Source organism: Prevotella disiens (assembly GCF_900454955.1).
Classification (GTDB): domain Bacteria; phylum Bacteroidota; class Bacteroidia; order Bacteroidales; family Bacteroidaceae; genus Prevotella; species Prevotella disiens.
On sequence record NZ_UGTL01000001.1, the window covers coordinates 2062325 to 2088547 of the forward strand.

A 26223-nucleotide genomic window follows, 5' to 3' on the forward strand; every position below is an offset into this window, starting at 1 on the left:
TAAGACAGTTTTGGAAATGAAATAATAGATACGATGCGATGATTTCTACAATACTTCTAGTACGGCTTGCATTCCTTCTATTTTTTTCAGACTATCCATAATGAGTTTTACGTCGTCACGGTCGTGTACACCTAATTCTATGGTTCCACCGAAGATACCATTATCGCTATTGAGGGTAATTTTTCGCATATCAATGCCTAATTGGTCGGAAATGACATTGGCAACTTCACGTAACATTCCCTTTTGGTCTATACCACGAATTTCGATTGCTGCATCGAAGAATAATTTGCGGTGCATATCCCATTTGGCATCAAGAATGCGTGAGCCATAGCTGGCTTTCAGTTTGGCAGCCACTGGACAAGCACGTTTATGAATCTCTATATGACCGTTATTATCAATAAATCCTAAGGCATCATCGCCTGGAATTAGGTGGCAACAATTTGGGAAAATGTAGCGTTCTATGTTATCTTCGTTGATATAGATAGGTTTTTTCTTATTGATTTTTTCGTCTACAACAATCAAACCGCCCACAACTTTTGGGTTGGCTAATGCGTTTCCTTGTTTCTCGTTGCCTTTATTGGTTTTTAGGAAAGGTACATATTTGCGCCAAGCCAAGGACGGATAGCCTTTCTTGGAGCGATTTCTTCCATGTAATTCGTCAATGTCCGACTCACCTAATATAAGTGATTTGCGTCCAACTGCTATGAACAAGTCGGCATGTTTCTTCATTTGGTGTAAATCGCAAAGTTTATCGAGAACTGAAGTGGTCATTTGGAAATCGTGTTTCTGTAGCCATTTTTCTAATTTCTCTTCGCCTTCTTTTTGTATTTCACGCCCTTCACGACGTAAAATTGCTAAAATTTTGCCCTTTGCCTTTGCTGTTGAAACGAAATTTATCCATGATTCTTCAACTCGTTGTGCCTTCGAAGTAAGAATTTCTACTTGGTCGCCGCTCTGCAATTTGTGGCTTAATGGGACGAGTTTATGGTTTACTTTTGCGCCAATACAATGGCTTCCGATGAATGTATGTATTTGGAATGCAAAGTCTAAAGCAGTACACCCAGCTGGCATCATCTTGATTTCTCCTTTTGGCGTGAAGACAAATATTTCGGAAGCAAATAGATTTAACTTGATAGCGTCAAGGAAATCCATTGCATCGGGTTGTGGGTCATCGAGAATTTCCTTGATGGTGTGCAACCAATCGTTCAATTCGCCCTCATCTTCGGTTACCTCTTGTCCTTCTTTATATTTCCAATGTGCAGCAAAACCCTGTTCTGCAATTTCGTCCATGCGGTCGGAACGGATTTGAATTTCTATCCATTGTCCCAATTTAGACATCAGTGTAACGTGCAAAGCTTGGTATCCATTTGCCTTCGGGTGGTTCACCCAATCGCGTAAACGGTCGGGGTGGCTCTTATAAAGCTTGCTGATTGCTACATAAATTTGGAAACATTCATTGGCTTCTTCCTGTCTGTTTTTAGGTGTAAAGATAATGCGTACCGCCAAAATATCGTAAATTTCTTCGAATGGAACATGCTTGGTTTGCATTTTATTCCATATTGAAAATGGACTTTTTACACGCGCTTTGATTTCGTATTTAAGCCCCATTCGGTCGAGTTCTGCCTTGATAGGTGCTGTGAAATTATCGAAAAGCATGTCGCGTTGTGCTTGTGTAGAAGCAATTTTGGCTTGTATGGCTTTGTACTCTTCAGGGTGTTCGTAACTGAAACTAAGGTCTTCGAGTTCTGTTTTTATCTTGTTGAGTCCCAAACGATTTGCCAATGGTGCATAAATATAAAGCGTTTCGCCCACTATTTTATATTGTTTGTTGGCAGGTTGCGAAGCCAAAGTACGCATGTTATGGAGGCGGTCGCAAATTTTAATGAGGATAACACGAATGTCATCGCTCATTGTGAGCAACAGTTTTTTGAAGTTTTCAGCTTGTGCAGAGGCTTGGTCGCCAAAAATTCCACCTGAAATTTTGGTTAAACCATCGACTATCATTGCGATTTTTGAGCCGAAAATATTTTCAATATCCTCAACCGTATAGTCGGTATCTTCCACAACATCGTGTAGAAGGGCAGAGCAAATACTTGTAGAACCTAAGCCAACTTCTTCGCAAGCAATCTGTGCAACAGAGATAGGGTGTAGGATATAAGGCTCACCCGATAGGCGTCTTACACCTTTATGCGCCTGTTTGGCAAAGTGAAAAGCCTTCGTTATGATGTCTACTTTTTTTCTATGTGGCGATGCTAAATAGGTATCAAGGAGATGTTGGAACGCATCTTCAATGATTTTATCTTCTTTTGCTTCGTCGATTCCGCCTACTTCTTTCTCTTTTTCCATATTGCTTCTCCTCAGTTAATATTGGCTTTCTGTTTTAACTATTGGTTCTATGCTGTTGTTTTCCAACGATTTTTGCAGCTATATCAGTGGGTTGCTTGTCTTTGATTTCATTGTTTTGAGTCAATGAAATAGCATTATCTGTGAAACGTTTTGCCTTTTCTGCTGGCAATAAAATAGTGGCACTTCCATCGATAGTCTTTACTATTCCTTGTCGGTATTGAGGGTTTAGTGTTTTTAAATCAGCCAAATCCATGTCCACTAAATTGGCTATTTTTGCCAATGGTATATCTTCTGTAACCACCACTTTCCCTATTTGTTCAGGCAAACCAGTTGATTCTGGCATAATATTGTAATCAGCGTGATAGTTCATCACGAAGTTTGCTGCAATGAAAGCGGGTACATAACCCCGTGTTTCTTTGGGCAAGTATTCATAAATCTGCCAAAAATCGCTTGCTCCTCCTGCCTTTTCTATGGCTACACTCACGCGTGTTGGTCCACAATTGTAGGCTGCTAATGCCAAAGTCCAATCGCCAAATCGTTGGTAAAGGTCGCCCAATAGCTTTGCAGCAGCATACGATGACTTGATAGGGTCTAATCTTTCATCAACATAATTGTTGATTTTTAAATTATATTGCTTGCCTGTTGCAGGCATCAGTTGCCATAAACCAGCTGCACCCTTGCCCGAAATAGCCTTCGGATTGAGTCCCGATTCAATAACAGGGAGATTCTTTAATTCTAACGGCAAGCCATAATGGCACAACGCTTCCTCAAAGATTGGGTTGTAATAATCGGCTCTTGCCAACAAACAACTCGTTGAACGCCGTCCCTGTTTTATGTATCTGTCGATGTATTTCTGTACTTCGGGGTGGTAAGTCAGTTGCATCGCACCCGAAACTCGGCTCAATAAATGACTAATTGTAGCAGCTTCGTCTTCAGTTTCTGCGCCATTGTGGCTTCCATACCCATTATTCTGCTGTTTGTAGAATTTGGTATTGCTGTATTCTACTTCTATTTCGTAATCTTTTTCTTCTGCTTGTGGTATGTAAACTTGCATTGTTTTGCCACGATTATCGGTAACCGTTTGTTGTTGAGCGTGTATTCCACAAGCTCCAAACGCAAATAATGCAAAGGTAATTATCTCTCTTTTTTTGAACATTAATTATTGTTTTTGGTGAAAATCTGCCTTCCTTTACATTAGAAAGTCAGACTGCAACCTATGCCAACCGCCGAACTTTTGAATGGATTTCTATTGGAGGTAAACGAATTATCGTTTAAAATGGCTGGTGCTATATGTAGCGACAAATTGTCGGAAATATCAAAATCGGAAAGCGAAGCATCAACGTAAGCGTCAATAACCGATAAAGCATAGACTGCAACCGCTGCAAAAATGCTTAAATCGCGCCAACGGCGAAATTTATCTTTACGCTTTTTGAATACATTTTGGTAGTAACTTTTGTTCTCTTCCGTAATCTTAGTTCCCAAATGGAGGAAGCTATTGTAACTTTGCGTATTGGGATCATCGTCCATAAGGTCTAAATATCCTCTTTGATAATCACGATATTGCTGATTGTTCCAAGTTATGGCGTACACGCAACCTGCTATTCCACCATAAAAAATAGGCAATTTCCAATATTTACGGTTATAGATTTGTCCTGCACCAGGCAATGCAATAGCAAGCCAAAGTGCCTTTTTAGGATTTGGACGCCATTTGCTCCAGTCCTTAGCCAGCTTAATACTATCCTTTTTGGCAAGGTTTTTCAGCTTAGTATCCTTCGTTGTGGTGAGTTCAAACTTGCGTTCTTGCTTTTCAATAGGTACACCAACAATGGTCGTAGAGGTGGTGCTATCAGGGTAAATCACCTTTACAGAATCTCCATAAACCACTTGTGCAACAGCTTTATTGTTACAAATCATTGAAAATAAGCACACAAGCAGCGTGGTACTGAATATGTTTTTTATTCGTTTCACTTATTTTTTCCTTCGTCAGCGAACACTTATTTAAGTTTGTCCATTACTTCCATAATGTGTAAAAGTTCTTCTTCTGATGCAAAAGGAATGCTGATTTTGCCCTTCCCCGATGCGCCATAACTCATTTGAACCTTTGTTTGGAAGAAGTCAGACAATCGTTTTTTCAACAGATTAAACTCTTCTGGAAGTTTTGATTTGGCTGCGATTTTCTTTTTTGCAGTCGTTATATCCTCGCCATTTTTGAGTTGTTGGCAAAGTTCTTCCACCTTACGCACACTGTAATTGTTCTTGATTACTTCGTGAAATAGCTTCAATTGCAGCGAAGGACTGTCCAAAGAGAGCAATGCACGAGCATGTCCCATGTCAATATCTTTCTTCTGTAATGCCATTTGAACCTGTGCTGGAAGTTTCAAAAGTCTAAGATAATTAGTAACCGCAGCACGACTTTTGCCTACTCTTTCGGCAACTTTTTCTTGTGTCATGCCACTTTTCTCTTGCAAATGTTCGTATGCAAGTGCTATTTCTATGGCATTTAAGTCTTCGCGCTGTATGTTTTCCACCAAGGCGAGTTCCATTACGTTCTCGTCTTTTATGGTGCGTATGTAAGCAGGAATGGCTGTTAATCCTGCTAATTGTGAGGCGCGCCAGCGTCGTTCACCTGCTACTATTTGATATTTGTTATCGTCAATTTGTCGCAAAGTGATGGGTTGCACCAATCCTAATTGCTTGATGCTATTGGCTAATTCCTCCAATGCCACTTGGTCGAACTCTCTTCGTGGTTGGTTTGGATTTGCTTCTATTTGACTAATTGGCACTTCGTTGATAGTAGAACTGCCCTGTGTGCTTACTGTTTCGGTCGAAATTAAAGCATCTAAGCCACGTCCTAATGCCGATGTTTTTGTGTTTGTATTGTATTTTTTATGTACAGCCATTTTTATTTTTAAGACTTCTGGAGGTTAAACTATGTTCGTTTTTATTGCTTATTTTTCTCTATGATTTCTTTTGCCAATGCCAAATGGTTTTTAGCACCTGTCGATTCAGCATCGTAAAGAATCACTGGTAAACCATGACTTGGACTCTCTGAGAGTTTAACGTTGCGCTGAATAACGGTCTTAAAGACCAATTCTTGGAAATGTCGCTTCACTTCGTCGTAAATTTGGCGTGCTAATCGCAAACGACTATCGTACATAGTGAGCAAGAATCCCTCTATTTCTAATTTCGGATTGAGCTTACTTTTTATGATTTTTATGGTGTTTAACAATTTGCTAATACCCTCCAATGCAAAGTATTCGCATTGCACTGGAATGATAACTGAGTCGGCTGCTGTGAGTGCATTCACCGTTATCAAACCCAAAGATGGACTGCAATCAATTAAAATATAATCGTAATCGTTCTTGATAGGAGCTAACAAGCGTTCTAAAACCTGCTCTCGATTGTCAATTTGCAACATTTCTATTTCTGCACCAACAAGGTTGATGTGGCTTGGAACAATGTCCATTCCTTCAATATCGGTCGTGTAAATGGCATCGCGAACATCAGCATTATTGATGATACATTCGTATAACGAGCAATCAACCTCCTTAATATCAACACCTAAACCACTTGAAGCGTTAGCTTGTGGGTCGGCATCAATAACAAGAACAGTCTTTTCAAGTGTTGCTAAAGATGCGGCAAGATTGATGGTAGAGGTTGTTTTTCCAACACCACCCTTTTGGTTTGCCATTGCGATTATTTTTCCCATTTTCCTGATTTTCCTAAATTGTTTTGCCGACAAAGATACATATTTTCAATGAGAAAGCCGTATTTATAAACCTTTTTTCGTATTTTTGCAGTCAAAAGAAAATAAAAATTATGAATTTTAAGCGACCCCTTATTCTCATATCTAACGATGATGGTTACCAATCGGTAGGCATTCGCACGTTAGCCTCGTTCCTTTCCGATTTTGCCGAAGTAGTTATTTGTGCGCCAGAGGGTGCTCGTTCGGGCTACTCGTGTGCTTTTTCGGCAAGCGATGAGCTGCGTTTAACCCAAAGGAACAACATTCCAAATTGCGAAGTTTGGTCGTGTTCAGGTACGCCTGTCGATTGTGTAAAGATTGCATTTGAGCAAATTTTAAAGGGTCGCCGCCCCGATTTGGTTTTAGGAGGTATCAATCATGGTGACAACTCTTCGGTAAACAATCATTATAGCGGTACGATGGGCATTGCTCGCGAGGGTTGTTTAAAATATGTTCCAGCCATTGCTTTCTCATCGTGCGACTACAATCCCAATGCCAATCTTGACCATTTGCGCCACTATGTTGTAAAAATCGTGAAACAAGTCTTGGAAAACGGTTTGCCAAAGGGAGTATGCTTGAATGTAAACTTTCCTGCAACCGACCAATTTAAAGGCTTAAAAGTATGTAGAATGGGCTTCGGTAGTTGGATTCACGAAACGCTAAAATGCAGCCACCCAAGAGGTTTCAACTATTATTGGATGTTGGGCGAATACAGAAATGACGAACCAACGGCGACTGATAGCGACCAATATTTTTTGGCAAACGGCTATGTTACGGTTACACCAACACGCATTGACGTTACCGATTACGATGTTTTGAATGCTATGAAGGGTTGGGAAGAAGAATAAAAATGAATAAATTTGTGGAGAAAAAGGCATGAAATATTATTTGATTGTTGGCGAAGCATCGGGCGATTTACACGCATCACGGCTCATGGAGTCTATTCGTAAATTCGACGAAGGGGCAGCGTTTCGTTTCTTTGGGGGCGACCTTATGCAAAAAGTTGGTGGACAACGTGTTCGCCACTACGAGGAATTGGCTTATATGGGCTTTATTCCCGTGTTGCTACACCTACCGACAATCATTAAAAACATGAACCTTTGCAAGCAAGATATAGTGAAATGGCAGCCCGATGTAGTCATTCTTGTCGACTATCCTGGCTTCAATTTGAAAATTGCAAAATACGTTCATAAGAACACAAAGATTCCTGTTTATTATTACATTTCGCCTAAAATTTGGGCATGGAAGGAGTGGCGCATTCGTGCAATCAAGCGTGATGTAAGGGAAATGTTCTCTATTTTGCCTTTTGAAATTGACTTTTACGAGCGCAAACACAACTATAAAATTCATTATGTGGGCAACCCTACTGCCGAAGAGGTGGCTACTTTCAAAGCGCAATATACCGAATCAAAAGACGAGTTTTGCAGCCGTAACGGTTTGAACAGCAAGCCTATCATCGCCATTCTGTCGGGTAGTCGCAAGCAAGAAATTAAAGATAACCTCCCAGCCATGCTCGAAGCAGGTAGCAGGTTTGAGGATTACCAATTGGTGATTGCTGGTGCGCCGTCTATAGACGATAAATTTTACGAGAAATACATTGCCGATAAGGACGTAAAAATCGTGAAAAACGAAACTTATCAACTCCTTTCTCATGCTACTACCGCCATTGTAACGAGTGGCACAGCAACCCTCGAAACAGCGTTATTTAATGTTCCTCAAGTGGTTTGCTATAAGACACCGCTGCCTAATCTTATTCGTTTTGCCTTCAACCATATCATAAAAGTGAAATACATATCGTTGGTAAATCTTATTGCCAACAAGGAGGTTGTACAAGAATTAATGGCTGAACGTTTCCGAATCAACAATATCGTGAACGAGGTTTACAAACTCTTGCCTAACAAACCTGCACGCCAAACCATGTTGGACGACTACAAAACCATGCAAGAAAAGTTGGGCGATTATTGCGCACCCGATAACGCAGCCATTAGCATTGTGCATCTGTTGAAAAACGAATAAAAAACTTTCAAAATTCCAAACCTATTGTTTTGAACATCAAAAGTGCCTATTTTGCATACCAAAATAGGCACTTTTGCTTTTGAAAGCATTTACTTCAATCCATATTGGATATACTTGTAAAGCTGAGAGTACTAAAAATATTTTGTAAAAATAAAGGTAACTACTCAGCAATCTCAAGTAGCTCTATTAGTTCTATCCCTTATTTTTTCAGCGATAAATATTCAATTGCTTATTCTTCAAAATCGAGTCTTTAAGTGAGGAAGACACAATAAAAAACGCTCCAAGCCGAAACTTGGAGCGTAATTTAATATCTTTATAAATCTAATAAGGCTTAATACAATTTGATTGTCTTAACACCTTCAACCTTCAAAATATAAATTTGACCACGTTGAGCTGGTACAAATGTGCTGTTACCGTTTGCAACACCCGCTGCAACCTTCATGCCTGAAACAGTGTAAAGTGCATAACGCTGACCATTGTTCATACCTTCAACCATGAAACCATCGTTTTGAGCAGTAACAACGATATTTGCAGCTTCTGTTTCAACAGTGCTAATACCAGTAGCATCATTCATAATTTGCTTAAATACATTCCAACCTTTGGCATTCTTGTAAGCCTCAGTTGCAGTTGCATCTACATGGAGACGTGCTTCATCTAAGAATTGTATCTTTGTAAACATCTCTTCGTTAATTGTTGGAGGTGTTACACTATAAACAAATACATCTGTCAAAGCACGACAATTATAGAAAGCATTCTTGCCAATCGTACAACCATTAGGAATAGAGATGGATTGCATACCTGCATTTCGCTCAAATGCACTTGCACCAATCTTCTTCAGCGAAGGAATGTCTTGCAACATAACCATAGCACCATTGTTGAAGAAAGCAAAATCACCAATTGTTTCAAGTTTAGGAGTTACTCCATCTTCCCATTTAAAGGCTGATATGAAATAGTTTTGAGCCATACCATAGGCTTCAATTTCAGTCAAAGTAGATGGGAAAGTTACTTCTTTCAAATTAATATTATAAGCCATTGCATAACGACCAATCTTCTCTACACCTTCTTGAATCTTAATTTTTTCATCACCCTTTGGTATTGTAGGATAGTAGTAGATTGTTTTGCCGTCCTTTGAGTATAAAATTCCGTTTTCAGCCTTAAATGTAGCATTACCATTTTCAACAGTTACACCACCGTCCAAATACATTGCTGTAAGGAAAGCACCAGGTTGTACGCTTGTAACATTTGCCTTAATTTCATAAGATGCAGCCTCTCTTCCCACAGGATAAGCTACCAAACGTGTTTTGTCCTTAGAGTAAACAACACCAGCAACCTCTGTGAAATATGGGTTCAATGGGTCTACTGTAATCTTATTCAGCTTGAAGCAAAACAAGAAAGGCAATTCACCAATATATTTAACGTCCTTAGTGATATGGAAAGAAGTCAAATCAGAAGAACCACTCAATGCTTGTGCATCAATATATTCTACACCAGCAGGAGTAACAGCATCGCCTGTTGCATTCCATTTTGTCAAGTGACCATTCACAATGGTAGGTTCATGGTTTACAGTACTGCCACCACCTTCATTAATCGTACAAATAAGATAAACTTCAACATTGCTATTCAAACTTGGAATTGTATAAGTTAAACCTGTTTCATTAGGCACTACTTTATCACCTAACATCCAGTTATCAACCTTGCGACCTTCGCCTGGAATAGCAGTAAAGACAACCTTTGCACCTTTTTTTACTGATGCACCATTTGTAATAGCAACACCATCGGCAGTTGCAGTTACTTTATCTTGTGGATTCAACGAAGCAAAATGAACCGTATTATAACCTACATTCTGACTAAAATCTACAGAAATATCTAAAATATCGTATGAGGTACATTCGTAAGTCAATTGATTATCATGTCCTTCGATAGGCACTCTCATCATATGCACCTGACCATCATCACCCATAACGTCCTTTTCTTCAAACCACTGAGTTACATGATAACCTGGATTAGGAATAGCTGTGAACACAAGTGGACTATTGAAAGGAACGACCTTTGCGCTTTCAACCTTATCGCCACCCTTAATTCTACATTCCAAAGTACCACCAGCTGGGTTCAAAGAACGGAAGAAAATAGTGTGTCCTTTTGGTTGTTCTACGAAAGTAACCTTGATAGTAAGGTCTTCAGTTACATTTTTATTAATGTAAAGTTGGGCATTAAAGCCTGTAGTAGAAGTAGAAATCTTTGCAGTTTCTACTTGATTATTCACCTCCCACTTATCAATGATGTAGCCTGCACGCGGAATAGCCTGAATAGTTATCATATTTCCGTCAGGAATTTGACCATTATTAAGAACATCAATGCCACCTGTCGTCCATGCTTTCAACTCTCCAAACTCATTATTTGTACCATTTGAAGAGAAATTAATGGTGTGTGTTTGAGCTGCATCAGGTGTTACAGGACCAACAATGATTTGGCAATGCTTGAAAACTTGTTGTAAACGAGCCTGAACATTAGCATCTGCAACGAATATTTTAGTAGATGCTTTGTCTGCAAAAGGAGGATTTGAATAAGCAAAAGACTTGAAATCTACACTTTTATGAATATCTACAATACTAAGAGAACCAACTCCATTCCAAGTCATATACCCTGTATCTTCTACTTCTTTAAGGTTTGGTACTAACAATTCTGACAAACTTGAGCAGCTATTAAACGCATCATTACCAACTGTAATAACACCAGGAAGACTAATTTTCGTCAATGTTTTGTTGCCATACATAGCAGCTTCGCCAATGCGAGTACATTCACTTTCAGTCAATTCAATGCTTTTTGCAGCACCAGCAAGATAAACAAGCGTCTTATTAGCGTCGATAATAGCATTATTTTTAACCGTAAAAACAGTAGAAGTACCTGTCATTGTAAGGCTTTCCATAGCTGAACAACTCTTGAAAGAATTGCCTAAAACAGAAGTCAAACCACTACCTAACTCCACTGTCTTTATACCATGACAGTTCGCAAACGCATCTTTGCCAATTTTTTGAATAGCAGGAAGAGACAAAGAAGCAAGGCTTGAGCAACCGTCAAATGCCCCTTCACCAATTGTTTCAAGTTTTGTTGCAGTGATAGAGGTAAGACTTGAACAACCTTTCAACGCATTCTTTCCAATTTTTTTAACGTTTTTGAAATCAATGCTTGTGATTTTGGTATTCACAATTTCTTCGCTTGAACTGCTACCCCAGCCGTCATCGCCACCCCAGCCGTCATCTGATGTGCTCGCTGGCGTATAAAAACAATTTTCAGCAATGGCAACAACATTGTCAGGGATAACAATATCTCCTGAGGCATCGCTCCATTTTGTCATGATACCATCTGCGGTAATTGTATAACTACCACTTTGAGCATTCGCAAAACTGCAAATTTGCAGTAAAGCAAATAATAATAGATAAACTTTTCTCATGTTTGATTATTTAAAAAAATATTCTGTATTGTTAAATCGCTCTGTTTAAGAGTCTAATAGAAAGCAAAGCGTCATTTGTTCGAAATATATCTCAGCATAATATCGTTTAGTAATAGTCATCATCAAAAGTATTTAGACGTAATATCTATACTCTATGAAAAAACGACACAAATATAAATCTTTATTATAAAAAAACAAAACAAATCGGAAAGAATTATTTTAAATCCTAACAAATCATCATATTAACTGCATTGTTATTCTGTTTTTTAGCTTAAATATCTTTTTCTCCTTATTATATAGCGCTTATATTGTGCTTTAAAAAAGAATCTTATAAAACTATGGATAGTTTATAAAAAAATGATACATTTGATGTCACAAAACGAATTGTTGCTCGTATAGGAAGTAAATTATCAAAATAAAACGCTTTTGAAACGATTATTTTTTGCTGTGCCATACTCTTGGGAGTCATGAACAGTTGTGCAACAAAACCAAAGGAGAAATGTAAGGCTATCACCATTACTTCATCATCAACCCTTATTACCCAAGATTTCAAAATTAAGGGCTTCAATGGTTTACAAATTGATATTTCTGGCAAAGTAGAATACACGCAAGGCAACCATTATAGTGTAAGCATTACTGCGCCAAGTGCGGTATTCGATGCTATGGAAGTGAGCAATAAAAATGGTATTTTGCATATTAAAGAAAAGTCAGGCATAAGAATTCAGAACATCAAAGATTCTAAAAAAGCAACCATTAGAATTACTTCGCCTCAATTAGACATCATAAATTTGTGTGGTGTCAATAGTTTTCACGCAACCAGCATGAAGGGAACAGATACAAAATTTACGCTTTCAGGGGTAGTAAACATCAAGATTGACAAAATAAAAGCCTCCAAATTCACACTCATAAACTCGGGTGTAAGCAGAGGAAGTGTCAATATTGATGCCACAAATGAAGAAATACATCATAACACTGGCAATTTGTTTACTTGCTATCCTCCCTATCAAAGCGCAAAATAGCATTGATAACCTCGTTGAACGCTATTCCTCAACGGGTGGTTCATCGTTTACCACTGCCGTAAAGCGCAATCCTCGAACACGAAAAGTAGAGAAAGTTGTAAAGACTTTGGAGGTGGAATATGGGCAATGCAACACGTTTTATAGGGCATTTAAGCAAGAAGCACACACGGGAAGTTGGACAGATAAAGCTTCCAACAATGAATTTACGACCCTACTCGTATTGAATAAGCCTCAACAAGTGCGCATCTATATGCTCAAACGCTACAATCGCAACTACGATGGCAAGGCAAAAGTTACCATCATCGTGCAACAAAAATAGTAAAAACATCATTAGTCGCCAATTTCCAGTTGGCACTAATTTTCAAAACAGCCTGTTTTGCACTTCAAAACAGCCTATTTTGGACTTCAAAACAGCCTGTTTTGGAAATCAAAGAGATGCTTGACAGAAAAAGCTCCAAACTTTAGCTACTCCAAAGCCTCAACAAGTCTACTGAAAGAATCGATAAAAGGATAACGCATTAATATGTTTATATTATTCAAATTTCGTGTTTTATTTATATATTTCTTTCAAAACCATTATATTTATTTGCCATTTTAGTCTATTTTTTGTACTTTTGAAGTTTCTATAACATAGGGGAAATTCACAGAGAAAATCCCCCATAAAACAACAAAAACAATCAAACTATGAACAAAACTAAAACCTATTTCTTGTCAGGACTTGTCCTGACGTCATTGGCATTACCGATTCATGCCACAACCAATCATAAACTTTTAAAAGTAGCGCAACAACCTGTTGCTCAAAAACTTACTGCGGGAAAGATTGGCACGGTTGATGTAAAACTAATCGACAACACATCATCGGTAACTTTGCAATGGAACTCGGTGGCAACAACCGATGTACCAGCAAGCAACATCAAGTATCGCATCTTTAATTATAATTTCTCAACAACAGACTTTGAGCTATTGAAAGAAGTAGATGGTACGGTTACGGAGTATATCGTTAATGATGCCAGAATTGCAGCCGACAAACAACAAACGTTGGCATGGATAGTAACACCCGTTGTCGATGGTGTGGAAAAACAAGATAACATGGGGTTTGTATATTATATAGGTGGAAAACCATACGCAACGCCTTTCCACAGAAGTTTTGCCAACTACAACGATACCGATTTTGACGGATATTATATTTCTTCAGACCCTCTTAACGGCAGTGATGTTTGGAATTTGCACAAAACTTTCACCTACGATAACGACAATGGTTCGTTGCGTTATATGACTGCTTTCTATGGTGAAGCAGTCTGTAACTTAGGTAAAATTTCAGTACAAGGCAAGCATTCGCCAGTATTGGTATTCAATTACAATGGAAAAGGCGGTATGCCTGCATCTGTAAAGGCTGTTTTGGAACATGAAAACGGCATAGAAAAGGAAGTTTGGACATTGGATTTCACACAAGCAACCACGCTAACAACCGACAAATGGGGGCAAGCAGTGGTGAAAATCCCTGCAAGTTTCACGAATGAGAAGTACTTTAAATTGAAGTTTATCGCCAAAGCTGACGATGATATTTCATTGAATCCTATCTTCATTGATAATATCAACGTGATAGACCCATTGGAAATTGATGCTGCTATCGCCATGACAAACCCTGAAAAAGTACAAAAGGGTGGAAAAGTAGCCATGAACGTGGAAGTTAAAAACAATGGTGCTAACGCCATGAAAGGCGCAAAATTGAAAGTAACTGCTAACGGAAAAATTGTTTACGAACAAGCTATTGAGGGCGAAGTGGGCGTAATGAGCAGTATCAATATCCCTGTTTCGTTCGATGCTGATGTACTTCCTACAACCGAGAACATCAACGTTATTGCCGAAATTATTATGGAAGGCGACAAGGATATGACCAATAACAAGGTGGAAAAAACTATCGGTTACAATGCAGCAACCCTTGATGCGCCAACAAATTTGAAGGCAGAAGGTGGCAAAAACGCCCCTGTTAATCTGACATGGACAGCTCCAAAGATGCAAACCGTAGATACTTTCGATGACTTTGAGTCATACGATGCATGGGCAACCACGATGGGTAATTGGACAACAGAGAACGTTGATGGCGGCACTTTCGGCGATATTGACGAAGTAAGCTATCCACATCAAGGCGAAAAGTTGGCATTTATGAACTGGCAACCCAAGGGATTGTTAGACAATTTTGCGAAGGTTTTCCCTCATTCGGGTAAGCGTGCAGCCGTTTCTATCTACCATAGAAAGGGTTCAGAATTACCAAATGCAGACATGTGGCTCATCAGTCCAAGACTCTCAGGTAAGGCGCAAGAAATTAGTTTCTTTGCTAACGACATGAAAAACTCGGCAGATAAGGGCGTAGAAGTCTTTGATATTCTTTATACAACAGAGGATTCTCCAAAAGATTTGGCGAAGTTTACACAAGTGGGAAACACTTATTCATTGGATAAATTTGAGTGGACGGAGATTAAATCACAGTTGCCTGAGAATGCAAAATACTTTGCAATTCACAGAAAAACCGATTGGACAAACGCTTATGTGCTTACCCTTGACGACGTGAAATATCAAGCTGGCGTAAGTGCAAAGACTTATAATGTTTATCGTAACGGCGAGTTGATTGGTACAACCGATAAGCCTAATTTCACTGACGACAAGGCAAAAGCCGACGGAGAGCATACTTATAGTGTCATTGCCGTTTACGATAATGGTGCGCAATCAGACCCTGTTAGCACAAAGGTGGCTACTGGCATTGAAGAGATAGTAAGCAAAGCTGACACAACATTCAATGTTTACACCATCAGCGGTACACTTGTTAAGCGCAGCACAACCTCGCTTTCGGGTTTAGCAAAGGGCATTTACATTGTTAATGGCAAGAAAGTTGTTGTAAAATAAGACTGTTTGAATCTGTTTTTTAAACGCTGCAAGGACGTGATACGAATGGTTTAGTTCGCAAATATTACGTTCTTACCCGATTAAAAACTCACTAAATGGAAATAAAAAAATGCGTTCCTCAACATAGAAGAACGCATTTCTTTGTTTTATCTTCGGCTTTACAAGGTGTAAAGCATTTGTATAAGCGTTTGCCCAACGGCTTGTAAAGAGGTGCGGTCGATATGTTCCATGGTGTCATTGACGGTATGCCATGTTGGACCGAACGTACTTTGCGCACAATCGGGGTAATAAGGAATGATGTCAATCGTTGGTATGTTCGCATTTTTATTTAGCGAATAGTGGTCATCGGTAACCATTCCACCTTGCGAATCAGGGAAGTAATTGCCAAAACCTGCCGACTTTGCAGCTGCCCAAACACGGTCTACAACATCGGAAGCAAACTGCATTGAAACGCCCTCCTTATAGAATTGAGCACCTTCGCCACCTACCATATCAAGCAAAACACCAAATTCGGGACGAACAGCAAGCGGCAAATTCTGTGAGAAATAGTTTGAACCCAATGCCCAACTATCGCCCGATAGAGCTTGATGTTCGGTATCCCATTCAGGAACGCCCCAATCTTCGGCATCGAAACAAACAAAGTCTACCCCCACATTGAGCGTACTATCAGCTTGCAACAAGCGTGCCAATTCAATCATTACCGCCACTCCAGAAGCGCCATCGTTGGCTGCCATGACTGGTTTTTGATGGTTAGTTGAGTCGGGATCGTTATCTGCCCAAGGGCGACTGTCCCAGTGTGCCGAGATTAAAATGCGACGTTGTGCATCAGGATTGGTGCTTGCAATGATGTTAGTCGATTTCAATATCGTCCCATCGTAAGCCTTTAAGTCAGCTTTTTGAGTTTGTACCTCGCACCCATATTGCTTAAACTTTTGGATAATCCATTGTTCACACTTATCGTGAGCCGCAGAATTCATCGTGCGAGGACCAAAATCGCATTGCGCTGCGGTATAAGCATAAGCCGAATCTGGATTGAATTTTGGTCCAACAGGCTTTTCAATAGCCGCAGAATCAGTAGCTGCCGTGTCGCTATTGGCAGACTTTCCTTTACAACCAAAGGCGCAAGCAGCCAATAAAACAACTGCCACACCACTCATATAATACATCATTTTTCTTTTCATCGCTTTTCTTTTCGTTCGTTACAAAACTCTTTTTACACCTTTATTAGTAGTTTAAACGCTGTGTCCCTGTGGGGAAACTGCCGTAAATCTTACACATTAATATTCCCAATACTGTGGTATCGTTCCATTTGTCCTATTGGAAACGATGCCAACATAGTTTGCAAAGTTACTATTTTGATTTGAATAACAAGTGTACTTGATGAAAAAATCACCATTTTCCCCATAGATACAACGGCTTTATAGGCAGAACCACTTGTCAGATACAGATAATAGCAATAACAACGAAAACGATATTAGATAGAAAAAAAAGGATTAAAAACTTTGGAAATAAGAAGTTTGTTGTACCTTTGCACCGAATTACCAATTAGCCATTTACTACTTGTTGTGAACATCGCAGCAAACGTGGCAAATATTCCATAGCATAAACAGAATGCACCGCATCAACAAATATCAAACTGCTTTCTTGTGGTCTACCAACTACGATGTTAGCGAGAAAAAAGTTGGTGCAAAGCATCAAAAAATATTGACTTCACATGGATATGATTGTACAATTGTTGACAGGAACGAGCATCGGTCAATCAATTTTCGTATTAGCACTTGTCGTATCAGTCGGACTATTGCTTAGTAAAATCAAATTAGGAGGTTTCTCTTTAGGCGTCACTTGGGTACTTTTTTCTGGTATTCTCGCTGGACATTTAGGCTTATCAATCGACCCCACAGTACTTTCGTTTGTCAAAGAAAGTGGAATGGTAATGTTTATCTTTGGTATCGGCATGATTGTTGGACCAGGTTTCTTTTCAACTTTCAAACAAGGTGGCGTTCAATTGAATCTGCTTTCAGTCTTGTCAGTATTCATTGCAATCTTAACGACGTATCTAATTTTTTATTTTTCAGGAACTTCCATCGAGGCTATGGTCGGTATTATGGCAGGAGCGGTAACAAACACACCTGCTTTGGGTGCTACTCAAGAAACAGCTAAAGGCTTGAATGGAACAATTTCACCCGACATTGGCATTGGCTACGCTTTGGGTTATCCAATGGCAATCGTTGGTATGATTCTTACAACAGGTGGTTTGAAGTGGGTTTTCCGTGTTAAAGTTGATAAAGAATCGCAACTTATTGAGGATAGAGAGAAGGCACGTCGCAAAGACGCACTCGTTTTTTCAGTGGAAGTTACCAATCCCGCAGTTTACAACAAAAAGGTTGGCGAAGTAAAAACGTTGCTTGATAAGCATGATTTCTTGATTTCCCGCATCATGTACAAAAGTACTGGGACGATAGATATGGCGCATCCTCAAACAACAATCACCGAAGGCGACAAACTTTTAATCATTGCCGAACAAACAGACGTTGATATTATTTGCGCATTGATTGGTCATAGAATCGAAATGTCTGATGCCTTATGGGGTAAACTCGACCACAGACTTATTTCACGGCGCTGTTTGGTAACACAAGGGTCTATCAATGGCAAGAGCATTGAGGAGTTAAAGCTCCGCTCTATCTACAATGTTAATATATCACGCGTACAGCGTTCAGGCGTTCACTTGATTGGAAAACATGACTTACACCTCCAAATTGGTGATAGTGTCATATTGGTTGGTGAAGAAGAAAACGTTAAACGAGTAGAGAAAATATTAGGCAATTCAGCTAATCACCTTCTCCGTCCTAATCTTTCCGTACTTTTCTTCGCAATATTATTAGGTGTTCTCATTGGCAGTATCGAAATTCCGCTTGCAGGAATGCCTATGCCTGTCAAGTTTGGATTCTCTGGTGGCACGCTCATTGTCGCTATTCTTATCAGTAACTTCGGTACTCGCTTCAAATTAAACACGCACAATACGCAAAGTGTCAACCTTATGTTAAAGGAATTTGGTATAACCGTCTTCCTCGCATGTGTAGGTTTGAGCGTGGGAGGCGACTTTTTTAGCAAATTGATTGACGGTGGTTACCTTTGGATGGGCTATGCGCTTCTTATCACATTGATTCCGTTATGGATTACTTGTGTCTTGGGACGCTACTGGCTGAAGTTAGATTACTTCACGCTATTGGGCTTTATTGCAGGAACAATGACCTTCGCTCCAGCCTTATCACTAACTCCTGATGCTTCAAAAAACAACATTCCAGCAATTCGTTATGCCACCATTTATCCGCTCACATTGTTTGTCAGAGTGATGTTAGCACAATGGATGATATTGTTATTCTAAGGTTAATTGACGGCTTAGGATAACTTTCCTACCGAAATAGTTTATAAAAAAAATAAAATGCGGGATTGCTTTTATCAAGCTTTCTCGCATTTTTATTGTTCTAATAGGCTTTGTTTAGTGTATCAAAACCGCCTTTTATTTCTTTCTTGCAGCTTGTACTTGCGCCATAACACGCAGCCAGTTTCCGCCCCATATCTTTTCAATATCGCGTTCGCTATACTTTCGTGCCAACAAATGGCGTGTAAAGTTTATCATTTCGCTTGCATCAGCCATGCCACGAACGGTTCCGTCGCCATCAAAGTCGGTTCCTAAGCCCACATGTTCTATGCTCATCACACGAATAGCATGTTCCAAATGAGCAATCGCGTCCATGATTGAAGTGTTACCCCCCTTGCGTAAGAATCCTCCAAAGAGTGTAATATGAGCTACACCACCCTTTGCTGCCAATGCTTTCATTTGGTCATCGGTTAAATTTCGGGGGACATCACAGAGCGATTTGCTATTGGAATGGCTACAAACGATAGGCTGTGAACTTATTTCCAAAGCATCATAGAAACTTTTTTCACCCCCATGACTGAGGTCAACCATGATACCATTGCGGTTCATTTCTTGGATAACCTCAATGCCAAACTTACTTACTCCGCCATGAAGATTGCTCCCTCGTGCCGAATCGCAAATATCGTTATCGCCATTATGGCAGAGTGTAATGTAGGTTACGCCTCGTTGTGCGAAATGTTTTACATTCTCTATCTTTCCTTCCAATGCCAATCCGTTTTCAATGGCAAACATAATGCTCTTACGCCCTTTGCGTTTGTCTTCGTAAAGGTCAGCAGGTGTGCGTGCAATACTAAGGTAACGACTGTTTTCTTTCACTATTTTTTCTATCTTATTGAAGATTAAATCAGCGTATACAGCAGGCGAAAGATGGTCTAAGACATCGGTTAGTTCAGGGTTAAACTGCTTCAATCCAGCCACATCTATCTTCGATGAGAAGGTTTCTCCTATACGTGGTTGGGGCAAATAAGCAGCCATTGTAACCGCATCTTGGTGTCCTTCTGTCATTTTATGTAAGTCGTAGAGAATGCGGGGGTCGCGTTTTGCAAAATCAACTCCCTGTGGAAAGAACATCGGAGTGTCGCAATGGGTGTCTAAAGTAAGGATTCTTGCATGCAAATGCTTAGCAATACTAAAGTTATTAGCTTGTCCAACGAGCCATTTAAAGAGCTTTCCACCCTCTTCTTCCAACCATTCTGGGTGCCACTGAACGCCGAGAATGGGTTTAAATTCAGCACTCTCCATTGCTTCAATAACCCCGTCTGGCGCATAAGCCGTTACACGAAAACGCTCACCAGGCGCACTTACAGCTTGATGATGGAACGAATTTACAAAGATTTTATCCGTCTTATAAATCGCTTTAAGTATGGAGTTTGGCTCAATAGACACACTGTGCGTAGGCACATTAAAGCCTGCTTGTTGGTCGTGTTTGAGCAGTGCTGGTCGCAAAGTGGTAACACTTTTCGAACGTGTTAGTTTCTTTTCTTCCTTCACTTCTTCCACGATGTAATCATCATAGATATGTTGTTGCACCTTGCTACCCAATGCAATCGCCAATACTTGTATCCCTCTACAAACTGCCAAAATTGGAATTTGTCGATTGAAAGCCAATCGTGTGGTGAGCAATTCCGACAAATCTCGCTTGTCATTGATATTCCCTACATGAGGCGAAGGCTCTTCATTTGCCCATAAAGGGTTCACGTCAGCCCCTCCAGAGAGTAGCAATCCGTCAATGCGATCGAGTATACTCGCCAACACTTTTTTATCGGTTGTTGGCGGAATGAGTAAGGGTGTGCCGCCTGCCTCTATCACCTGCTTATGAAAGACCTCTCGTATGGTAACATCTTTGTCCGAGAAATTGGTTGTAATACCGATGATTGGTTGATGCGAAGCCTCTGGAAAACTTGCGTAAAGGTCTTCTAACTGTGTGTCTAAATCAAAATTTGTTGTCATTATCCTTTCTATAATTTGGGGTGCAGAGGAGGCATTTAGCCCGACTGTTATAAGTCTGTTGCTATTGGAATTTCACGTTTTATACTTTGTTCAAGACAGATAAGCGTTTCTGTTGATACTACTCCTGGTATGCTTTGCAACTTATTGTTGAGCAAATCCATGAGTTGTTCGTTGTCTTTTGCGTACAATTTCACGAGCATGGTGTACGACCCTGTTGTGAAATGGCACTCTATTACTTCTGGAATTGTATTGATTCTTTCCACTACTTTTCGATACATTGAACCTCTTTCAAGGTTTAATCCCACATAAGTACAGGTGGTATAACCGAGACTTTTAGGGTTTACGTCGAAGCTACTGCCCACAATGACACCATTTTCGATAAGATGTTGCACACGTTGGTGTATGGCTGCTCGTGATACACCACATTCTGCTGCTACGTCTTTGAAAGGTATACGCGCATTTTGCGAAAGGATTCCAAGAATTTTTCTGTCTAATTTATCAATTTTTTCCATATTCCTTGTTAGATTTTATTTGTATTGTTAAAGCAAGAAAGTTAATTTACAATTTGAAAGCAAAAGTAGAAATTATAAATGAATTGTACAACAAAAATCAATGAAAAATGCACCCGAAGGTGCATTTTGTTAGTAATACCGCTATTTTTCACCATTTTTCAGGAATGAAAGCGCTAAGTTTTCAAACTTATTTCTTTATGGTGAGTTTGTTAGTTGCTGGAGTTGGGTTAGCTGACTTAATTTCTTTGAGTTCCAAAGTAAAGATTAGTGCCGAATAAGGGGCAATGGCTTCGCCTGCACCATTTGCTCCGTAAGCAAGTTCTTGTGGAATATAGATTTCCCATTTTGAACCAACAGGCATCAAAGTGAGTGCTTCTGTCCAACCTGGAATAAGATTGCCAACACCGAATGTGTCGCTTTGACGTCCGTGGCGTGCTGTTGCATCAAACACTTTGCCGTCTAAGGTGCGTCCTTCATAAACTACTACCACTTGGTCGTTCTTGGTTGGCTTCGCACCTGTACCTTTTTGCAACACCTTATATTGCAAACCGCTTGGCAAAGTTACCACGTCTTTTTTCTTTTTGTTCTCTGCAAGGAATTTTTCGCCTGCTTTTCTCACCTCCATGCCCTTTTCTTCTTTGGCAATTTTTAGTTTTGCTTCAAAATATTCTTGTGCTGCTTCTTGGCTAAAGAACGAGTTATCTTTCTTCAAAGCATCAAGAAATCCAAGATTTACAAGGCGTTTTGTTATGTTGGTTGATGTTCCTTTAAAATCGTTCATCATGCTTGGGAACATGGATTGCAACACTTGTTTTGCTACTTGTTGTCCTGCAATATAGGCAGCATACTGGTCGGTCATGCCATGTGCAAAGGCTTCTTGAACACCTCTTACAAATTCAGGATATTGTTCCTTTGTAACGCCCAATTGTTGGGTAGCATATCCTTCCAATCCACGTGTCAATGCCATACCAGCAGCGTAGCTCAACGAGTCGCTTTTGGTTTTTATCCATTGGCTTTTAGGCATGGTTACGGGTGCTACTTTTTCGCTACTGATTACTTTTTCTTGCTTGCTTTGTGCGCTTGCAGTATTGATTGCGGCACCACCCATAACGAGCAAAGCCACGATTGCTATCTTTTTCATAATCTGTTTTGTTTATTTTTAAATACAATGCAAGTAGGTTTTTATCTTCTTTTTCCAGAATCCAAAAGCCGTCAGCAATAAGTGCTATCTCGTAGGGGCGTGATTTATCACGTTCCTAACATTCTAAATGTTGCTAAAAGGGGCGTGATTTATCACGTTCCTAACACTCTAAATTTTGCTAAGAGGAACGTGATAAATCACGCCCCTACGAGGTATCATTACTTGCTTTAAACTGCCTTTGTTCTTGTTTGCAATATTTTTATTTGCATTTGTGTAACTTATCGAAGTCGATTTTACAACCTTAAAAAAATAAGACCTACTGTTTTGAAATGCAAAACCTATTGTTTTGAACGTCAAAATAGGCTCTTTTGAAGGGCAAAACCTATTGTTTTCTTTTTTAACATTTATAGGTACAAAAAAAAGTGGATTGGGTTTTTAAATTCCCAACCCACTTTTTTATTTCAAATCACAAATGATTAACGAGCCATTTGCATTCCTGCTGGTGCGCCTTGTGGTGCTTTTTCGATTGAAAGCAATTCGATAGTAAATACCAAAGTAGAGAATGGTTTGAGGTCTGGGCTTGGCTGTTGAGCCTTATAGCCAGCTGAATAAGGGATATATACTTCCCATTTTGAACCAATAGGCATATTCATCAATGCTTCTGTGAAACCTGGAACGGTTTGACCAAGCTGCATAGTTGCATCATTGCGACCATCAAATACCTTACCATCGATGGTTTTACCTTCGTAATTAATCTTTACGATGTCGTTAGCCTTTGGCTTTGCGCCAGTACCAGCCTTTATTTCCTTATAATAAACGCCTTGTTTCAAAGCCTTTACGCCTTCCTTTTTAGCTACGGCTGCCATGTAAGCATCGTTCTTTTTCTTATTGGCACCAAACTTCTTTTCGGCTGTTTTCTCTTGAATAGCTTGTGGAACACGTTGCTCAATTTCGCGTGCTTTTTCCATTGTCATGCTTGATTTACCCTTTGCACTTGCTGCGAAACCAGCGAGGAAGTTGTTCAAAGAGATTGACTTTGTTGAGTCTTCACCGAAAATGCTCTTGTTGATTTGGTTTTTAATCACCATATTCATGTTCATGCCGACACCGATACCAGCGTTATAAGCTGCCTTTTTCTTGTCGTCCATGTTCTTAGCACCATCATTCATACCCTTGATAAATTCATCGATGTAAGCGGTATCGATGTTCATTTGTTGTAGGTATTGTTTCACACTTTGACCTTGATCAACACCGAAAGCATAGCTAAGTGAATCAACATCTGATTTTAATTCTTCTTTTGGAGTAGAATTTCCACCGCAAGCGGTAAAGCCTACTGCTGCAAGAGCCATTACGGCTGCTACTGTAAATTTCTTCATTTTATTATTTTTTTTATATTCTACGAATTAGAGAACTTCGATAAGTTCAACTACAAATATCAACGCTGCGTATGGAGGGATAGATGCACCAGCACCACGCTCACCATAACCAAGATTGTAAGGGATAAAGAAACGATACTTTGCACCCTCGCCCATGAGTTGAACACCTTCTGTCCAACCAGGAATAACTTGATTCAAACCAAATGTTGCAGGTTCGCCACGGTCGTAAGAACTATCAAACTTAGTGCCGTCAATGAGTGTTCCTTCGTAATGACACTTTACTTGGCTTTTTGCACTTGGCTTCTTTCCGTTGCCTTCGTTGATGATTTCATATTGTAAACCAGAAGGCAATACCACTACATTTTCCTTCTTTGCATTCTCTTCTAAGAAGTCTTCACCTACTGCTTTTGCCACTTTACCAGCTTCAGCAGCTGCTGCTTCTTGTTTTGCTTGCTGCTCTGCAAAGAAGTTATTAACAAGTGTTTGAGCTTCTTGCTGGCTAACTTTCAATTCGTTTCCAGCGATAACATCTTTGATTGCTTGTGCAAAATCGTCAATATTGAGTTTGTTTGCACCCATTCCAGAGAGTTGTGTACCAATGCCGATACCCAAAGCATAGCTTAATTTATCCATTGAATTTTGTTGTTTATGATAATTTAATGTGCAAAGATAATTATTTTAGGATATAGTTAAGCATTATTCTAATTAAAATAACTAAATTTGTAGAATGATAAACAACAATGAAATGAAAAAAATAGTATTCTTAACAGGTGCAGGAATGTCGGTCGATAGCGGATTTAAGACTTTCCGTGGCAGCGATGGACTATGGGAAGACTTTCCCGTAGAGCAGGTTGCTACACACGAAGGGTGGCTGAAAGACCCTGTGTTAGTGAATAATTTTTATAATAATTTGCGCAAAAAACTCTTTCAAGCACAACCCAACGAGGGGCATAAACTCATTAAAAGTTTGGAAGAAAAATACGATGTTACGGTCATAACTCAAAACGTTGATGACTTGCACGAGCGTGCTGGCTCAACCAAAGTAATCCATTTGCATGGAGAATTGAAGAAGGCTTGCTCGAGCAACGATGAGTATAATCCTGAATTTATACAGGAAATAACCGAAGAAAATCCTGAGATTAAACCAGGCGAAAAGGCAAAAGACGGCAGTTTGTTGCGCCCTTTCATTGTGTTTTTCGGTGAAAGTGTACCGATGATAGAGCCTGCTGCGGCAGCTGTTTCAGAGGCCGATATATTCGTTATCGTAGGAACTTCGCTTAATGTCTACCCTGCTGCAGGGTTGGTACGCTATGTTCGCCCCAATATTCCAATCTATTTGATTGACCCAAACGAGGTGGTCCCAACTCAGGTAAACAACATTACGTCAATAAAAAAAGGGGCAAGCGAGGGTATGCACGACTTGATTGAAATGATATAAGCGGGACAACAACACATTAATATAATAAAAAGGTAAAAAGAAAATGAAGAAAATCATCATGGCAATGCTTTGCGCTATCATGGCAATTCCTACTATGGCGCAAAAGAATGTCTACAAATTTAGGGTAAAAGATAGTAGCGGACAGATTGTAAAACTCAAGGATTATAAGGGCAAAGTATTGTTGATTGTGAACACAGCCACACAATGTGGGTTCACACCACAATACGAAGCGCTACAAAAATTGTATGATTCTTACAAAAGCGAGGGGCTGGTTATTCTCGATTTTCCGTGTAATCAGTTCGGAAACCAAGCACCTGGCACAATAAAAGAAATCAAGGATTTCTGCACAGGAACGTATGGTATCACCTTTCCACAGTTTGCCAAAATCTATGTAAACGGTAAGGGCGAATCGCCACTATACACTTATTTGAAAGCGGAACAAGGCTTTAAAGGTTTTGATTTAAACAACGAAATCGGGAAATTTCTTGATAAAAAATTCAGAGAAGACGACCCTAATTATGCTCAAAATCCAAGCATTAAATGGAATTTTACGAAGTTTCTCATCGATAAAGAAGGTCGTGTTGTTGACCGATTTGAGCCTACTGCCGATATGAAAGAAGTGGAAGCAGGCATCAGAGCATTGCTGAAATTGACCCAGTAGAAACAAGGTTGAGGGGTATTTTCTACAAATTTGTTAGACGAAAATGATTTAATCTTGTGCATTTGGACAATGAATTTGCGAAAATAATAGGGACTTGTAAGGGCGGAATTTATTCCGTTCCTCATAACTAAAAGGAAACGTTTTCGCATGATAGTAACAGAAACGAAACTTGTGAGGAACGGAATAAATTCCGCCCTTACAAGGTTACTACAAGCACTTCAA

At 39.6% G+C, this 26223-nt stretch carries 20 protein-coding genes; 8 read left to right on the forward strand and 12 right to left on the reverse strand.

Going from position 1 to position 26223, the window contains the following annotated elements; translation table 11 throughout:
- Nucleotides 1-45: 45 nt before the first annotated feature.
- Genes DYI03_RS09100 through DYI03_RS09120 form a run of 5 tightly spaced genes read right to left on the reverse strand, consistent with a single transcriptional unit; the run spans nucleotide 46 to nucleotide 6055 of the window.
- Complete coding sequence (locus DYI03_RS09100) at nucleotides 46-2346, reverse strand: RelA/SpoT family protein (protein WP_021670165.1); 2301 nt, start codon at nucleotides 2344-2346, stop codon at nucleotides 46-48.
- Between the two features lie 34 nt (nucleotides 2347-2380).
- Nucleotides 2381-3502, reverse strand: coding sequence for a lytic transglycosylase domain-containing protein (locus DYI03_RS09105; RefSeq protein WP_021670166.1), 1122 nt, complete (start codon nucleotides 3500-3502; stop codon nucleotides 2381-2383).
- A gap of 38 nt (nucleotides 3503-3540) precedes the next feature.
- Nucleotides 3541-4314, reverse strand: coding sequence for a DUF5683 domain-containing protein (locus DYI03_RS09110; protein ID WP_025064617.1), 774 nt, complete (start codon nucleotides 4312-4314; stop codon nucleotides 3541-3543).
- Between the two features lie 26 nt (nucleotides 4315-4340).
- Entirely contained in the window at nucleotides 4341-5246 is a 906-nt protein-coding gene (locus DYI03_RS09115; protein ID WP_004356687.1) for a ParB/RepB/Spo0J family partition protein, read from the reverse strand.
- A gap of 41 nt (nucleotides 5247-5287) precedes the next feature.
- Complete coding sequence (locus DYI03_RS09120) at nucleotides 5288-6055, reverse strand: ParA family protein (protein ID WP_021670168.1); 768 nt, start codon at nucleotides 6053-6055, stop codon at nucleotides 5288-5290.
- A 110-nt stretch (nucleotides 6056-6165) separates the two neighbouring features.
- Between DYI03_RS09120 and surE the strand changes: the two genes are divergently transcribed.
- Nucleotides 6166-6939: a 5'/3'-nucleotidase SurE gene (gene surE / locus DYI03_RS09125; protein WP_021670169.1), complete on the forward strand. Its 774-nt coding sequence runs from the start codon at nucleotides 6166-6168 to the stop codon at nucleotides 6937-6939.
- 28 nt (nucleotides 6940-6967) lie between these two features.
- On the forward strand, nucleotides 6968-8107 hold the full coding sequence (lpxB, locus tag DYI03_RS09130) for a lipid-A-disaccharide synthase (RefSeq protein WP_004356742.1): 1140 nt from the start codon (nucleotides 6968-6970) through the stop codon (nucleotides 8105-8107).
- A gap of 331 nt (nucleotides 8108-8438) precedes the next feature.
- On the opposite strand, the gene DYI03_RS09135 is transcribed toward lpxB, so the two are convergent.
- Nucleotides 8439-11558 (reverse strand): leucine-rich repeat domain-containing protein, encoded by a 3120-nt coding sequence (locus DYI03_RS09135; RefSeq protein WP_021670170.1) that lies wholly within the window; start codon nucleotides 11556-11558, stop codon nucleotides 8439-8441.
- Nucleotides 11559-12025: 467 nt separating this feature from the next.
- On the opposite strand from DYI03_RS09135, the gene DYI03_RS09140 reads away from it, so the two are divergent.
- The 3 genes from DYI03_RS09140 to DYI03_RS09150 all read left to right on the forward strand — a co-directional run bounded on the left by DYI03_RS09140 (nucleotide 12026) and on the right by DYI03_RS09150 (nucleotide 15481).
- Complete coding sequence (locus DYI03_RS09140) at nucleotides 12026-12577, forward strand: GIN domain-containing protein (RefSeq protein WP_021670171.1); 552 nt, start codon at nucleotides 12026-12028, stop codon at nucleotides 12575-12577.
- On the forward strand, nucleotides 12510-12896 hold the full coding sequence (locus tag DYI03_RS09145; protein ID WP_025064619.1) for a DUF5024 domain-containing protein: 387 nt from the start codon (nucleotides 12510-12512) through the stop codon (nucleotides 12894-12896). The genes DYI03_RS09140 and DYI03_RS09145 overlap by 68 nt, the downstream gene beginning before the upstream one ends.
- A gap of 365 nt (nucleotides 12897-13261) precedes the next feature.
- On the forward strand, nucleotides 13262-15481 hold the full coding sequence (locus tag DYI03_RS09150) for a choice-of-anchor J domain-containing protein (RefSeq protein ID WP_021670173.1): 2220 nt from the start codon (nucleotides 13262-13264) through the stop codon (nucleotides 15479-15481).
- A 158-nt stretch (nucleotides 15482-15639) separates the two neighbouring features.
- Here the strand turns inward: DYI03_RS09150 and DYI03_RS09155 are convergent, their stop codons facing one another.
- Nucleotides 15640-16662 (reverse strand): M28 family peptidase, encoded by a 1023-nt coding sequence (locus DYI03_RS09155; protein WP_004356700.1) that lies wholly within the window; start codon nucleotides 16660-16662, stop codon nucleotides 15640-15642.
- A 533-nt stretch (nucleotides 16663-17195) separates the two neighbouring features.
- Here DYI03_RS09155 and DYI03_RS09160 point away from each other — a divergent pair.
- A complete protein-coding gene (locus DYI03_RS09160; RefSeq protein WP_021670176.1) occupies nucleotides 17196-18866 on the forward strand; it encodes a putative transporter in 1671 nt (556 codons plus the stop codon).
- A 135-nt stretch (nucleotides 18867-19001) separates the two neighbouring features.
- Here the strand turns inward: DYI03_RS09160 and DYI03_RS09165 are convergent, their stop codons facing one another.
- The 5 genes from DYI03_RS09165 to DYI03_RS09185 form a co-directional block, all read right to left on the reverse strand.
- Nucleotides 19002-20873, reverse strand: a complete 1872-nt coding sequence (locus DYI03_RS09165; RefSeq protein ID WP_021670177.1) for a gamma-glutamyl-gamma-aminobutyrate hydrolase family protein — start codon at nucleotides 20871-20873, stop codon at nucleotides 19002-19004.
- Between the two features lie 47 nt (nucleotides 20874-20920).
- Nucleotides 20921-21385, reverse strand: coding sequence for an Lrp/AsnC family transcriptional regulator (locus DYI03_RS09170; RefSeq protein WP_021670178.1), 465 nt, complete (start codon nucleotides 21383-21385; stop codon nucleotides 20921-20923).
- A 187-nt stretch (nucleotides 21386-21572) separates the two neighbouring features.
- Complete coding sequence (locus DYI03_RS09175) at nucleotides 21573-22526, reverse strand: FKBP-type peptidyl-prolyl cis-trans isomerase (RefSeq protein WP_021670179.1); 954 nt, start codon at nucleotides 22524-22526, stop codon at nucleotides 21573-21575.
- A 476-nt stretch (nucleotides 22527-23002) separates the two neighbouring features.
- Nucleotides 23003-23902 (reverse strand): FKBP-type peptidyl-prolyl cis-trans isomerase, encoded by a 900-nt coding sequence (locus DYI03_RS09180; protein ID WP_021670181.1) that lies wholly within the window; start codon nucleotides 23900-23902, stop codon nucleotides 23003-23005.
- A gap of 27 nt (nucleotides 23903-23929) precedes the next feature.
- Entirely contained in the window at nucleotides 23930-24535 is a 606-nt protein-coding gene (locus DYI03_RS09185) for an FKBP-type peptidyl-prolyl cis-trans isomerase (RefSeq protein ID WP_004356920.1), read from the reverse strand.
- A 112-nt stretch (nucleotides 24536-24647) separates the two neighbouring features.
- Here DYI03_RS09185 and DYI03_RS09190 point away from each other — a divergent pair, with 112 nt between their 5' ends.
- A complete protein-coding gene (locus DYI03_RS09190; protein WP_025064621.1) occupies nucleotides 24648-25340 on the forward strand; it encodes an SIR2 family NAD-dependent protein deacylase in 693 nt (230 codons plus the stop codon).
- Between the two features lie 43 nt (nucleotides 25341-25383).
- Nucleotides 25384-26001, forward strand: a complete 618-nt coding sequence (locus tag DYI03_RS09195) for a glutathione peroxidase (protein ID WP_021670183.1) — start codon at nucleotides 25384-25386, stop codon at nucleotides 25999-26001.
- Nucleotides 26002-26223: the final 222 nt, after the last annotated feature.

Bases quoted from the DNA above. Each gene is read 5' to 3' on its own strand.
- DYI03_RS09100 (WP_021670165.1), bottom strand. From the start codon at position 2,346: ATGGAAAAAGAGAAAGAAGTAGGCGGAATCGACGAAGCAAAAGAAGAT.
- DYI03_RS09105 (WP_021670166.1), bottom strand. From the start codon at position 3,502: ATGTTCAAAAAAAGAGAGATAATTACCTTTGCATTATTTGCGTTTGGA.
- DYI03_RS09115 (WP_004356687.1), bottom strand. From the start codon at position 5,246: ATGGCTGTACATAAAAAATACAATACAAACACAAAAACATCGGCATTA.
- DYI03_RS09120 (WP_021670168.1), bottom strand. From the start codon at position 6,055: ATGGGAAAAATAATCGCAATGGCAAACCAAAAGGGTGGTGTTGGAAAA.
- surE (WP_021670169.1), top strand. From the start codon at position 6,166: ATGAATTTTAAGCGACCCCTTATTCTCATATCTAACGATGATGGTTAC.
- lpxB (WP_004356742.1), top strand. From the start codon at position 6,968: ATGAAATATTATTTGATTGTTGGCGAAGCATCGGGCGATTTACACGCA.
- DYI03_RS09135 (WP_021670170.1), bottom strand. From the start codon at position 11,558: ATGAGAAAAGTTTATCTATTATTATTTGCTTTACTGCAAATTTGCAGT.
- DYI03_RS09140 (WP_021670171.1), top strand. From the start codon at position 12,026: ATGAACAGTTGTGCAACAAAACCAAAGGAGAAATGTAAGGCTATCACC.
- DYI03_RS09145 (WP_025064619.1), top strand. From the start codon at position 12,510: ATGAAGAAATACATCATAACACTGGCAATTTGTTTACTTGCTATCCTC.
- DYI03_RS09150 (WP_021670173.1), top strand. From the start codon at position 13,262: ATGAACAAAACTAAAACCTATTTCTTGTCAGGACTTGTCCTGACGTCA.
- DYI03_RS09155 (WP_004356700.1), bottom strand. From the start codon at position 16,662: ATGAAAAGAAAAATGATGTATTATATGAGTGGTGTGGCAGTTGTTTTA.
- DYI03_RS09160 (WP_021670176.1), top strand. From the start codon at position 17,196: ATGGATATGATTGTACAATTGTTGACAGGAACGAGCATCGGTCAATCA.
- DYI03_RS09165 (WP_021670177.1), bottom strand. From the start codon at position 20,873: ATGACAACAAATTTTGATTTAGACACACAGTTAGAAGACCTTTACGCA.
- DYI03_RS09170 (WP_021670178.1), bottom strand. From the start codon at position 21,385: ATGGAAAAAATTGATAAATTAGACAGAAAAATTCTTGGAATCCTTTCG.
- DYI03_RS09175 (WP_021670179.1), bottom strand. From the start codon at position 22,526: ATGAAAAAGATAGCAATCGTGGCTTTGCTCGTTATGGGTGGTGCCGCA.
- DYI03_RS09180 (WP_021670181.1), bottom strand. From the start codon at position 23,902: ATGAAGAAATTTACAGTAGCAGCCGTAATGGCTCTTGCAGCAGTAGGC.
- DYI03_RS09185 (WP_004356920.1), bottom strand. From the start codon at position 24,535: ATGGATAAATTAAGCTATGCTTTGGGTATCGGCATTGGTACACAACTC.
- DYI03_RS09190 (WP_025064621.1), top strand. From the start codon at position 24,648: ATGAAAAAAATAGTATTCTTAACAGGTGCAGGAATGTCGGTCGATAGC.
- DYI03_RS09195 (WP_021670183.1), top strand. From the start codon at position 25,384: ATGAAGAAAATCATCATGGCAATGCTTTGCGCTATCATGGCAATTCCT.